Raw genomic sequence first — 12,084 nt, forward strand, 5'->3', positions numbered from 1 at the left:
TGCTGTAACCAACGCAAAAATTCGCATAAAAATCTAAGGACAATAAGGGGATAACCATTATGGTGAATCAATCAACACCGCACACAGTGACAGACGAGAAAGCGTCATGGATACCGATGATCGCCATCGCACTCGCCCAGATTCTGATGTCATTCAACGTCGCTTCACTCCCCGTCGCGCTGGGTGGTATGGTGAACAGTTTCAATGTGCCGCCTACCACCATTGCGACGGGTATCGTCGTCTATTCACTGTCCGTCGCCGGTTTCGTTATGTTGGGTGCAAAACTCAACCAGCGATTTGGCCCACTGATCATCTTCCGCTCTACCGTGCTGCTGTTCGGTGTCGCTCAGGTGATGATGACTTTCAGCCCTAACGCCACCATCATGATCAGCGCACAGGCACTCAGCGGCCTGACAGCGGCAGCGTTGGTGCCCTCACTGGCGGCACTGATTGCGGAGAATTATCGCGGTGCACAACAAGCCTCCGCGCTAGGCACATTGGGTTCTGCACGCGCTGGCGCGGGTGTGGCGGCATTTTTAATTGGCGGGGTGCTGGGCACCTATATCGGCTGGCGTCCGGCGTTTGGTCTGCTGATCGTCTTGTCTGCCGTCATTTTCTTTCTCAGCTTCCGCATGAAAGCCGATAGGGGCCGGCCAGAAATCAGCATTGATATTGTCGACGTGGTACTGGCAGCAACCACAATCATTCTGCTCTCTTTCGGCTTCAACAACCTTAACCGCTGGGGAATGGGTCTGGTTCGAGACGCTGCGCCTTTCGATCTGCTTGGCTTCTCTCCGGCACCCTTTATGATCGCGCTAGGCATCGTGCTTGGTCAGCTCTTCGTGGTCTGGACGCGACGCGTAAAAGAAAAAGGCAAAACCCCATTGCTGGCGCTGGAAGTGATTACCTCGCCAACGGAGCGAGCAGCCGTGGTCGCCATGTTTGCAGTGGTGGCGCTGGAAGCAATGCTGAACTTTTCCGTGCCCACTCTACATTCAGATTGTGCAGGGCAGCACGCCGCTGGCAACCGCCATCGCCATGATGCCGTTTAACCTGTCCGTATTCTTCTCCGCAACGCTTATCGTACGCTTTTACCACAAGCTGACGCCGCAAAAGATTGGCCGCTACGGCTTCATCATTTGTACCCTTTCTATGCTGTGGCTCGCTTTTGTAGTGCGTAACAACTGGAGTGAGTTCGCGGTGCTGTTCGGCCTGGTAGCGTTCGGTATTGGTCAGGGCTTACTGGTCACCCTGCTGTTTAACGTGCTGGTGAGTGCTTCACCGAAAGAGTTGGCGGGCGACGTCGGCTCACTGCGCGGCACCACCAACAATCTGGCGAACACGATTGGTACCGCCGTGGCCGGTGCGCTGTTGGTAGGATTGCTCAGCTCCAGCGTGATGCGCAATATTGTGCAAACGCCTGTGCTGACCCATGAAATTCAGGCACAGGTGAATCTCGATAATATTAACTTTATCAGTAACGATCGCCTGCTCACCGTGCTGTCGCAAACCACAGCAACGCCAGAACAAGTGGCTGAAGCGGTGCACGTCAACGAGGAATCGCGCCTGAAAGCGCTGAAGTTTGGTCTGCTGATCATGGCCTTCTTGTCCATGATGGCGATCATCCCGGCAGGCCGACTGCCTGGCTATCTGCCTGCGGATAATCTGGATAAAGAGCCAACCAAATAGATTAATATCGGCGCGTAAAAAGGCACCGGTAATAACCGGTGCCTCCCGTCATCCTCGGCGCAAGCCGGGGATCTCTGCGAAAAAAATGCATCTCTTCTGCAAGAGATTCCCGCTTTCGCGGGAATTACAGAGGTGGGCGGGAATGGCTGTTTGATGCTCCGGTGACTACCGGAGCCTTTTGATGATAGAGAAACCGGCTTAACGGACCGACGGGATCTGCTGAGTAATGCAGTGAATGTTGCCACCGCCTAACAGAATTTCGCGCGCAGGCACGCCTGCAATGGCGTAATCCGGGAACATCTGTTGCAGCAGGTCACGCGCCGTATCATCGGTACGCGCATCCAGTAACAGGAAGATAATTTGCTGATTGCTGATTGCTGATTGCTGATTGCTGATTGCTGATTGCTGATCAGAAAATTTACGTAAGAACCCGCCAGACGCGAACCGGCTAAACGTTCAATCGCATCACCCGATGCGACACCCGCCGCTTACTCTTCCGTGGCATAAAGCGGGCCCGGCGCAGGCAGCTTCCAGATCTTCAGAGCACGCCCTTGCGCATCCCGAGCCTGGGATAAAACCTGATACGCCGCGACAGAGCGCGCATACTGCGGATCGTTTTCATCATCCGTCCAGTGTAGCGCCACTTCACCGGGGTGCACAAAGCAGCACATGTTATCGATGTGGCCGTCGGTTTCGTCGTTATACACCCCTTCTTCCAACCAGATAATGGTGGAAATATTGAGGTAGTCACGCATCAACTGCTCAATCTCAGCCTTACTCAGATGAGGGTTGCTGTTCTGGTTCAGCAAGCATTCTGCCGTGATCAACAGCGTGCCTTCTCCATCAACGTGAATAGAGCCGCCTTCCAGAATCAGCGGTGCCGCATAGCGTGCATCACCGTGGTGCGCCAACACCTGCTGCGCGACTTGTTCATCCTGTCGCCAGTCGTCGTACAACCCGCCCAACTCGCCACCCCAGGCGTTAAACTGCCAGTCGATACCCCGGCGCTCACCGTTACCGTTTAGCACCACGGTCGGTCCAGTATCACGCATCCAGGCATCATCGCTTTCCATCGCAACCAGCGTCACCGTTGCAGGCATCAGGCTACGCGCCTGCGCCAACAGCGCACCGGTTTGATCGGCAATGAAAGAAGAGCCGTAGAAGGTCATTTCCAGCCCATCGATTATTTGCTCGCTTCAGTCCCAATACGGTTAGAGGCAATCACCGGCACCAGATTGGCAGCCGCGTGGCCCTGCTGCACGCGCGTCCAATGTGGCTGGCTGTCAATATCCGGATAAGCCGGTTCAGAACCGATAGCGGTAGGGTAGAAAATCAGCTCTGCGCCCTGCAACGCCAGGCTGCGCGCGGTTTCCGGGAACCACTGGTCCCAGCAGATGCCCACACCCACTTTAGCGTAACGCGTCTGCCACACCTTGAAGCCGGTATCACCAGGGATAAAGAACCGCTTTTCCTGATACGCCGGACCATTGGGAATGTGCGTTTTACGGTACACATCCAGCACGCTACCGTCGGCGTCAATCATCACCAGCGAGTTGTAATAGGCATTATTGGCGCGCTCAAAGAAGCTCAGCGGCAATACCACCTCAAGCTCAGCCGCCAGTGCGGAGAAGTGTTTGATAAGCGGGCTGGTTTCCAGCGTTTGTGCCAGAGCATATTACTCGGGACTCTGATCGATACAGAAGTAAGGCGCGGCGAACAGCTCCTGAATCAGGATTATTTGAGCACCCTTGGCGTGCGCCTGTCGCACCAGTTTTTCGGCATTCTCAATATTCTTGGGCAGATCCCAGGAACACGCCATCTGCGTTGCGGCAACGGTCACTTTTGTCATGCGAAGACCTCTATTATCTCTCTATTACGCTGGCTCAATGCCAGCCCTACCCGTTTAAGTGTACGATGCTATTATGGCTTACGCAGCACCCGCTGTACACGCGCTTGCTCCCAGCGCTGCCAACGATCGCGCAGCCAGAACACCTTCACGGCATTCAGCGCCAGAAAACTGCCCCAGATTAGCAGCGGCCACAGGAACCAGTGGGAGCCTGGCGATGTCATTCGGTTCACCACGAACAGTACCAGATTGACCACAACATAAACCACAAGCGAGCGCCAAAAACGGCTCTCTTGCCGCACCTGACGTTTCGCTGCCTGAACGCGCAGCTCAAGCGATTCTCCGCTCAGGGTTTGCTCACTCTCTTCCGTCATCAACTCGGTAATATTCACACCAAACGCTGCGGCGATGGCACCGAGCGTATCCAAACTGGCACGCTCACCATTCTCGATACGCTGAACGGTTCTGACGCTCAAGGAGGAGAGTTCCGCCAGTTGCTCCTGGGACCAGGCGCGGGCAAGGCGTAATGTTTTAATCGGATTGGTATTCATGGTTGTTTTCCTCATGGCTGTTTTTTCAACGATATTTTTTAAAGAAATAAAAAACACAGCCTCAACCTACGCTCGCTTAGCTGCCGCGAACACAACAGCGACCTGACAGGCTCCCGACAGACTGCCACATCAAGAAAAAAACCACCCTGTCGTCATACGGCGGGATGACTTTTATTGCGAAAGAATACAGACACCAGATTTAGAACAGCTTTCTCGCCGTCTCCAGCCAATCACGCTTGAAGGGCCGTTTCATGTTCTCAATGGCATCAATGATATCGTGGTGCACCATTTTTTCGTTTTGAATACCGACGCAGCGACCGCCGTAGCCTTGCAGCAGCAGTTCAATAGAGTACGCGCCCATACGCGACGCCAAAATACGGTCATAAGCTACCGGGGAGCCGCCACGTTGAATGTGGCCCAGCACCGTAGAACGCGTTTCACGCCCGGTTTCTCTTTCAATATAGCGTGCCAGTGCAAGTTCGTCGATATCGCAGATGTGCTCAGTAATGGCGACAATGGCGTGTTTTTTCCCTTTAGCGATGCCTGCTTTGATTTCACACACCAGATCTTCCGGTTTAAACTCTTCTTCCGGTAACACAATAAATTCGCAGCCCCCGGCAATCGCCGCGGCCAGCGTCAGATCGCCGCAGTGGCGTCCCATCACTTCCACGATGGAAATACGTTGGTGAGAAGAAGAGGTATCGCGTAAACGGTCAATGGCTTCCAGTACGGTTTCCAGTGCGGTGAAATACCCAATGGTGTAGTCGGTGCCTGCCACATCGTTATCGATGGTGCCCGGCAGGCCAATACACGGAAAGCCCATTTCAGTCAGGCGCTTGGCACCCATGTAAGAACCGTCACCGCCGATCACCACCAGGGCATCCAGACCACGGCTTTTCATGTTCTGTACCGCGACTTCACGTACGTGATCGTCGCGAAACTCGGGGAAACGCGCCGATCCTAAAAAGGTGCCGCCGCGGTTGATAACATCAGACACGCTGTAGCGGTCCAACTGCTCCATGCGATCCTGGTACAAGCCCTGATAGCCATCATAGATACCGTAGACTTCCAAACCTTCCGTCAGCGCCGCGCGTACTACGCCGCGAATCGCCGCATTCATGCCTGGCGCATCGCCACCGCTCGTCAATACTCCGATTTTCTTGATCATGACAACCTCTGGACTTGTAGATGTAGTTTTGCAGGATGTTTCTATCGGACGGGCCGCCGTGGCGAACCATCGCTCACCTTTTTAGGCATATTATAACAAATGTCCTGAGCTGAATTGATTCAGGTCAGGCAAAATAATGCCGCACAACCCATTTTCCATCACATTTCTCAAACAAATACAGGCTGGACCACACCTCGATGCGCCCGCGCTGTTCTTCCGGTACAGCGGAGGACGGGTCTTGATGGATAAGAATATCGGCACCGGGAAAACGCTGACGCAACGCCTGCTCCAAACGGTCCGCAACCTCATGTGCTCGAACCAGCGGCAGCGAATCATCCATTTCCAGATGCAGTTGAATAAAACGGGTCGGCCCTGAGCGCCGGGTACGCAGTTGATGTGCGCCATGAATGCCCGGCCAGCCACGAATCAGCTCAACGATCGCCTGCTGCTCTTCTTCTGGCAGCGCGCGTCCAGCAGCGATTGCACCGCGTCATAGCCGATGCGCAGGGCGCTGTAGAGAATATAAACCACAATCCCCAACGCAAACAGGGCATCAGCGTAGGTGATACCGCGCCAGCTTAATACCAGCGCCACCAGAATAGCGCCGTTCATAAGCACATCAGACAGGTAATGCAATGAATCGGCGCGTATCGCTTGGCTCTGGGTCTTGCGTACCACCCAACGTTGAAAAGTCACCAGCAGCAGCGTTGCCACCAGGGCAATCACGGTGATGACAATCCCCACTTCTGGTGCATACAGCGGTTGCGGCGCATTGAGCCGTTGGAACCCGGTGAGGATCAAGAACAGCGCGGAGCCAGCAATGAACATGCCATGCGCAATGGCGGCCAGAGACTCTGCTTTGCCATGACCGAAAGCATGCTCATCGTCAGCGGGTTGGAGCGCATGACGCACGGCCAGCAGGTTCACCAGCGACGCGCTGATATCCACCAGTGAATCCACCAACGAGGCTAATAAACTGACCGAACCGGTGTACCACCAGGCGAAGGCCTTAATGATAAATAACAGCAGCGCCACGGCTGTCGCAACCACTGCGGCGCGCGTTACCCAATGTGCATACTGCAAATCCATCACGCACCTCGCCTCAACAAAGCATGTTATCCAATCATGACATTACTTCATAACAGCATGGCTAAACACGAGCGCATAGCGCCGAAAAATGAACAGGCACCACAGCAACGCCACCCAGTGAAGCCCCCACAAAACCAATCTCATTCATGCCGACATGCGTGATGATCTGGTTGCCCAGCAGCGCACCGCCGCCGATACCCACATTATAGATGCCGGAGAACAATGCCATAGCAACATCAGTGGCATCAGAGGCCAGCGTCAGGACTTTTACTTGCATGCCAAGGCCCAGCGCCATGATAACGATGCCCCACAGCACACAGACTATGGACAATCCCAATGGATTATTGGCCATTGGCAACAAAAGTGCCATGTACAACGGCAATGCCGCGATGCTCGCCACCAGAAAGCCCGCTGGATAGCGATTGCTGTAGCGGCTGAAAAGCATGCTGCCGATGATACCGGCACCGCCAAAAATCAGCAGCAATACGGTGGTGAAATTTTCACTTAATCCGGCAACCCGCTGCACGAAAGGTTCGATATAGCTGTAAGCGGTAAAATGGGCCGTCACCACCAGCACCGTCAGTGCATAATACACAGCAGCGCCGGGCGCTTAAGCAGCAATGGCAGGCTTTTCAGCGAACCAGAATGGCTGCCGGGCAACGGAGGCAACAGTTTCATCAACACTAGCAGAATCACAAAAGCCACCACGCCAATACCGCTGAAGGTGACACGCCACCCCATGTACTGCCCGATTATACGACCGAGCGGCCATTGCCAGCGCGGTGCCAGTTGCCAACAGGCTCAGCGCCTGCGCTTTCTTGCCCGGCGGTGCCAAACGCACCGCCAACGAGGCCGTAATTGACCAGAAAATGGCATGTGCCAGCGCCACACCGATACGCGCCGCCACCAGCACCCAGAAATTCCAGGCCAAACCGGAAATGATGTTGCACACGGCGAACAGGATAAACACTTTGATCAGCAGCCCACGCCGTTCCATATCACTGCATACCAGCATAAAGGGCAACGACATGGTGCCCACCACCCAGGCATAAATCGTGATAATCAACCCGACCTGTGCAGCGCTCATCGAAAAACTGACGGCAATATCGGACAACAAGGCAACGGGCGTAAATTCAGCGGTATTAAAAATAAAGGCCGCCATAGCGAGGCTGATAACACGAAACCATGCTATCGAACGGGATGAAAGGGTCATGGGATGCACACTACCAGATATCAACAAAGTAGAAAGAAAATCGGCAGCGCGTCGCGCCGCAGGAAGCGGCATCGAACGCTGCACGTGAACAGAAAAATGGCCGGGCTACGCCAAAGGCAGCGCCTACATCGACCAAAATCTGTAAAGCAGATCACATTTTACGCTGAATCGAGGCGAGCTGTGGTACTTTTTTTAAGCAGTTAATCGAAGAACAGCGCGGATTTTAGGTGCCAACGCAGGCGTAATCACTGTTTAGAGTGATGAATTTAATGGTTTTGTATGGCGTTTCGTTCCCTAACACCCCACTGTTTTTGAAAGCCTTTTCCTAAAAAACAGCAAAGAAAAAGCCCGTCATCATGACGGGCAAAAGACAGGGATGGTGTCTATGGCAAGGAAATCAACTTCTTACTACTCTCACTACACACTACAGGGTTACTCAGGGATTTGGTTCACTGTTCAGCGCCCCACAGGGGGGGGACATGGAGGCTTCAACTTGGGATAACTGCTGCCGCATCTCGTTCATTCGCTGTTGATAACGCTGTTCCAGAACTATTTTTTGCTCATAATTCAGCAAGTTATACATTTGATTGCGCACACGTGTCATTTCTATCTGGCGTTCAACCTGTGCTTGGATCATCTGCGAAATCTGTTTTCTGACGGCCGCTTCATCAAATTTCTCTGCGGTCACCAAAGTGTGCATTTTTTCTATATCATTTAAGTGCAGCACGGGCGCATCTTGCCTTGCCTGTTGCATCAGGTCACGCAAGTGTTGACGCTGTTGTTCCGTCAGTTTCACACAGTCAAACAGACCGCGCTGACTGATGGCGTTTCGCAAGGCTGCATCGCCAGGGTGCCAACCAGGCAGTGACGCACTATCGCTATCGGCTACTGATGCGTTAACGACACCGAACATCAGCAATGAAATGAGAGAGATTTTTATGCGCCGTAGCATCATCACCCCCCGGTACAATGCGCCAATCTGTGAATCAATGAACACAAGTCTAAACACCTTGCTGCAAACATGCGTCAGAGGATGTAAAACTACGTAAAGTCATGGAATGGCGTCGATCTATGACGTATTTTGCCCCTGGAGGTAGCCTAATCATGAACAAGATTCTGTTGGTGGATGACGACAAAGAACTCACCGCTTTGTTGAAAGAGTTGCTCGAAATGGAAGGCTTTAACGTTGTCGTTGCCCACGATGGCGAACAGGCATTAAACGTATTGGACAGTACGGTAGATTTGCTGTTGTTGGACGTCATGATGCCGAAGAAAAACGGCATCGACACCTTGAAAGAGGTACGGCAGCAGCATCGGACGCCCGTCATCATGCTAACCGCGCGCGGTAGCGAACTGGATCGCGTTCTGGGGCTGGAACTGGGGGCGGATGATTATCTGCCTAAACCGTTTAACGATCGTGAACTGGTGGCCCGTATTCGCGCCATTTTACGCCGCTCATCGTGGGCCGAGCAGCAGCAAACCACGGATAACGGTTCACCGACCGTTGAAGTGGACGGCTTGCGCCTCAATCCGGGGCGCCAGGAAGCGAGCTTCGACACCGAAGTGCTGGATCTCACCGGCACCGAGTTCACGCTGCTCTACCTGTTGGCACAGCGGTTGGGACAAGTGGTGTCGCGCGAGCATCTTAGTCAGGAAGTGCTGGGTAAACGTCTGACGCCGTTCGATCGTGCGATAGACATGCACATTTCCAATCTGCGACGTAAACTGCCGGAGCGTAAAGACGGACAACCCTGGTTCAAGACGCTGCGCGGACGCGGTTATTTAATGGTATCAATAAGTTAAAATAGGTATCTGCGGCATGATCGACAGTTTGACTTCGCGCATTTTCGCCATTTTCTGGCTGACGCTGGCGTTGGTGCTAATGCTGGTGCTGATGTTGCCCAAGCTGGACTCACGCCAGATGACGGCGCTATTGGAAAACGAGTATCGTCAGGGCGTGATGCTGGAACAGCATATCGAAGCCGATCTTGCCGTCGATCCGCCTAACGACCTGTTTTGGTGGCGACGCTTGTTTCGCGTGATCGAAAAATGGTCACCGCCGGGGCAACGTCTGGTTTTCGTCACGAGTGAAGGGCGAATTTTCGGTACGCTGCAAAAAACCGAAATGCAGATTGTGCGTAACTTTATCGGCCAGTCTGATAATGCCGACCATCCGCAGAAGAAAAATTATGGTCGGCTCGAACTGCTCGGACCGTTTTCCGTGCGCGACGGTGAGGATAATTACCAGGTTTATCTGATCCGCATGGCAAACAGCCCGCAGTCCGATTTCATCAATCTACTACTGGACCGCCCGCTGCTGTTACTCATTATCACTATGCTTATCAGCACACCGCTGTTGCTTTGGCTGGCCTGGAGCCTGGCAAAACCTGCGCGTAAGCTGAAAATTGCGGCCGATGAAGTGGCGCAAGGCAACCTACGTCAACACCCCGAGCTGGAAGCCGGGCCGCAAGAGTTCCTCGCCACTGGCGTCAGCTTTAACCAAATGGTCAGCGCGCTGGAACGCATAGTTACCGCGCAACAACGTCTGCTTTCTGATATTTCCCATGAACTGCGCACACCGTTGACACGCTTGCAATTGGCTACCGCGCTGCTGCGCCGTCGTCAGGGTGAAAACAACGAGCTGAACCGCATTGAAACCGAAACGCAGCGGCTGGACAGCATGATCAACGACCTGCTGGTGTTATCGCGCAACCAGCACAAGAACGAGTTGGGGCGTGAATATATCCGCGCCGACGAACTGTGGGGAGACGTGCTGGATGACGCCCGCTTTGAAGCCGAGCAAATGGGTAAAACGCTGGACGTGCCCTATCCACCCGGCCCTTGGCCGCTGTTCGGTAACCGTTCCGCACTGGAAAGCGCTTTCGAAAATGTGGTGCGCAACGCCCTGCGTTACTCAAACACCCATATCAGCGTCGCCTTTGCCGTTGATAATCAAGGACTCACCATTAACGTTGACGATGATGGCCCCGGCATTAACCCGGAAGATCGCGAGCAAATCTTCCGCCCGTTCTATCGCACCGATGAGGCGCGCGATCGGGCGTCGGGCGGTACGGGGTTAGGGTTGGCGATTGTGGAGAATGCGATTACGCAACATAAAGGCTGGGTTAAAGCAGGAGACAGTTCGTTAGGGGGGTTACGTCTGACCATCTGGCTACCGCTGAACGAACGCTAAGCGCAGCTATACATGTGGGGTACGGCGCGTTGCGCCGCCCCGCTAGCGCATACGCTGAATCACTTGCAGCAGTTCCGCGATCGCTGCTTCCCCATCATCGTCCAATACCGTCTTACGCACGCAGCCGTTGGTGTGATCGGCCAGCAATTGATTGGCAAAAGCATTAAGCGCAGAACGCGCTGCAGAAATCTGATTGAGGATATCAACGCAATAACGGTCTTGTTCGATCATATGACCGATGCCGTTAACCTGACCGTTAATTCGGTTGAGCCGGTTCAGCAGCGCTTTTTTACGCGGCTGAACCACACGGCGAACATCCGATTCATCGGCTGAACTGGCCGCTTCAGTGGCAGCGGCACAAAACTCGCACTTACGACGCGGCGACGTCAAATCCTAGTCCTTCGACAGTGTCGCGGAAGACGTCTGGGTTGGCTTTTTCTGTCTCATTGTACTCCACGTTTACCAGACCGGTTTCCAGCGTGACCTGCACACCCTGAATCCCATTAAGCGCTTCCAGCGCGTTCTTGACCTTACTGGCGCAGCAGCCGCAGGACATACCTTGGACGTTGATTGTAACATAGGACATAAAATACTCTCAATTTCACATTGTGTGACACCGGGCGGAGCCGGAAGGCTCAGAATATCAGTCGCGCCGGGTCGGTTTCCAATGACGTAACAGCAGTGAATTGCTCAGCACGGAAATCGAACTGAGCGCCATGGCACTCCCGGCAATAACCGGATTCAGTAACGACAACGTCGCCAGCGGAATGCCCAGCACGTTGTAGAAAAACGCAAAAAACAGATTCTGTTTCACCTTACCGAGCGTCGCGCGCAACAGGCTGATGGCATCCAGCAGGCTATCAAGGCGGTTACGCATCAGCACCACGTCCGCCGTATCCAGCGCAATGTCCGAGCCCGCGCCAATGGCGAAGCCTACATCCGCCGCTGCCAATGCAGGCGCATCATTGATACCGTCGCCCACCATACCCACACAGCGTCCATTGGCCTGAGGGCGCTGTATCTCCGCCGCTTTGTGCTCCGGCAACACCTGAGCCACCACGTTGGTGATCCCCACCTGTTTGGCAATCACCGCCGCCGCACGAGGATTATCCCCCGTCAGCATCATGACCTCGATCCCATGATGTTGCAGGTCGGCGATTGCGGTACGTGCATCGTCGCGCACCTTATCTGCCAGCGCAATGTACCCCAATAGAAGGTCAGCGCGGGCCACGGCAATCACCGTTTTTCCCTGGGCTTCCAGTTTGGCAATCTGCGCCTGATCGAGCACGATATCATTTTCAGCCAGAAAACGCGGTGACCCCAACAACCAGTTTT

The 12,084-nt window shown here is 54.0% G+C and carries 8 protein-coding genes and 5 pseudogenes; 3 read left to right on the plus strand and 10 right to left on the minus strand.

The window, feature by feature from the left end; translation table 11 throughout:
• Window positions 1-59 precede the first annotated feature (59 nt).
• A pseudogene (locus JZM30_RS17175) lies at window positions 60-1,689 on the plus strand (MFS transporter).
• A 198-nt stretch (window positions 1,690-1,887) separates the two neighbouring features.
• Here JZM30_RS17175 and aguA read toward each other — a convergent pair.
• The 7 genes and pseudogenes from aguA to cpxP form a co-directional block, all read right to left on the minus strand.
• A pseudogene (gene aguA / locus JZM30_RS17180) lies at window positions 1,888-2,789 on the minus strand (agmatine deiminase); the annotation flags it as partial.
• A gap of 9 nt (window positions 2,790-2,798) precedes the next feature.
• Window positions 2,799-3,538 (minus strand): annotated as a pseudogene (aguB, locus tag JZM30_RS17185) (N-carbamoylputrescine amidase); the annotation flags it as partial.
• 71 nt (window positions 3,539-3,609) lie between these two features.
• On the minus strand, window positions 3,610-4,086 hold the full coding sequence (locus tag JZM30_RS17190) for a 2TM domain-containing protein (protein ID WP_252320163.1): 477 nt from the start codon (window positions 4,084-4,086) through the stop codon (window positions 3,610-3,612).
• A 199-nt stretch (window positions 4,087-4,285) separates the two neighbouring features.
• Window positions 4,286-5,254, minus strand: coding sequence for a 6-phosphofructokinase (gene pfkA / locus JZM30_RS17195; RefSeq protein WP_252320165.1), 969 nt, complete (start codon window positions 5,252-5,254; stop codon window positions 4,286-4,288).
• Between the two features lie 190 nt (window positions 5,255-5,444).
• Window positions 5,445-6,343 (minus strand): annotated as a pseudogene (fieF, locus tag JZM30_RS17200) (CDF family cation-efflux transporter FieF); the annotation flags it as partial.
• A gap of 42 nt (window positions 6,344-6,385) precedes the next feature.
• A pseudogene (locus JZM30_RS17205) lies at window positions 6,386-7,556 on the minus strand (sugar transporter).
• 436 nt (window positions 7,557-7,992) lie between these two features.
• The gene (cpxP, locus tag JZM30_RS17210; protein ID WP_286673650.1) at window positions 7,993-8,508 is read right to left on the minus strand and encodes a cell-envelope stress modulator CpxP; all 516 of its coding nucleotides are present in this window, start codon (window positions 8,506-8,508) and stop codon (window positions 7,993-7,995) included.
• A gap of 152 nt (window positions 8,509-8,660) precedes the next feature.
• Here cpxP and cpxR point away from each other — a divergent pair, with 152 nt between their 5' ends.
• Both cpxR and cpxA read left to right on the plus strand, forming a co-directional pair.
• Window positions 8,661-9,359, plus strand: coding sequence for an envelope stress response regulator transcription factor CpxR (cpxR, locus tag JZM30_RS17215; RefSeq protein ID WP_252320167.1), 699 nt, complete (start codon window positions 8,661-8,663; stop codon window positions 9,357-9,359).
• 16 nt (window positions 9,360-9,375) lie between these two features.
• On the plus strand, window positions 9,376-10,749 hold the full coding sequence (gene cpxA / locus JZM30_RS17220; protein ID WP_252320169.1) for an envelope stress sensor histidine kinase CpxA: 1,374 nt from the start codon (window positions 9,376-9,378) through the stop codon (window positions 10,747-10,749).
• A 42-nt stretch (window positions 10,750-10,791) separates the two neighbouring features.
• Here the strand turns inward: cpxA and JZM30_RS17225 are convergent, their stop codons facing one another.
• From JZM30_RS17225 to JZM30_RS17235, 3 genes are read right to left on the minus strand one after another with little or no spacing between them, the layout of a single operon-like run.
• On the minus strand, window positions 10,792-11,139 hold the full coding sequence (locus tag JZM30_RS17225) for a metal-sensitive transcriptional regulator (protein ID WP_286673617.1): 348 nt from the start codon (window positions 11,137-11,139) through the stop codon (window positions 10,792-10,794).
• The gene (locus JZM30_RS17230) at window positions 11,120-11,335 is read right to left on the minus strand and encodes a cation transporter (protein ID WP_252320171.1); all 216 of its coding nucleotides are present in this window, start codon (window positions 11,333-11,335) and stop codon (window positions 11,120-11,122) included. Before JZM30_RS17230 ends, JZM30_RS17225 begins: the two co-directional genes overlap by 20 nt.
• Window positions 11,336-11,392: 57 nt before the next feature.
• Window positions 11,393-12,076 (minus strand): heavy metal translocating P-type ATPase, encoded by a 684-nt coding sequence (locus JZM30_RS17235; protein WP_252320173.1) that lies wholly within the window; start codon window positions 12,074-12,076, stop codon window positions 11,393-11,395.
• Window positions 12,077-12,084: the final 8 nt, after the last annotated feature.

The sequence above is a fragment of the Candidatus Symbiopectobacterium endolongispinus genome (assembly GCF_018777385.1).
GTDB lineage: Bacteria > Pseudomonadota > Gammaproteobacteria > Enterobacterales > Enterobacteriaceae > Symbiopectobacterium > Symbiopectobacterium endolongispinus.

Excerpts from the sequence above, each read along its gene's own strand:
- JZM30_RS17190 (WP_252320163.1), bottom strand. The coding sequence starts at position 4,086 with ATGAATACCAATCCGATTAAAACATTACGCCTTGCCCGCGCCTGGTCC.
- pfkA (WP_252320165.1), bottom strand. The coding sequence starts at position 5,254 with ATGATCAAGAAAATCGGAGTATTGACGAGCGGTGGCGATGCGCCAGGC.
- cpxP (WP_286673650.1), bottom strand. The coding sequence starts at position 8,508 with ATGCTACGGCGCATAAAAATCTCTCTCATTTCATTGCTGATGTTCGGT.
- cpxR (WP_252320167.1), top strand. The coding sequence starts at position 8,661 with ATGAACAAGATTCTGTTGGTGGATGACGACAAAGAACTCACCGCTTTG.
- cpxA (WP_252320169.1), top strand. The coding sequence starts at position 9,376 with ATGATCGACAGTTTGACTTCGCGCATTTTCGCCATTTTCTGGCTGACG.
- JZM30_RS17230 (WP_252320171.1), bottom strand. The coding sequence starts at position 11,335 with ATGTCCTATGTTACAATCAACGTCCAAGGTATGTCCTGCGGCTGCTGC.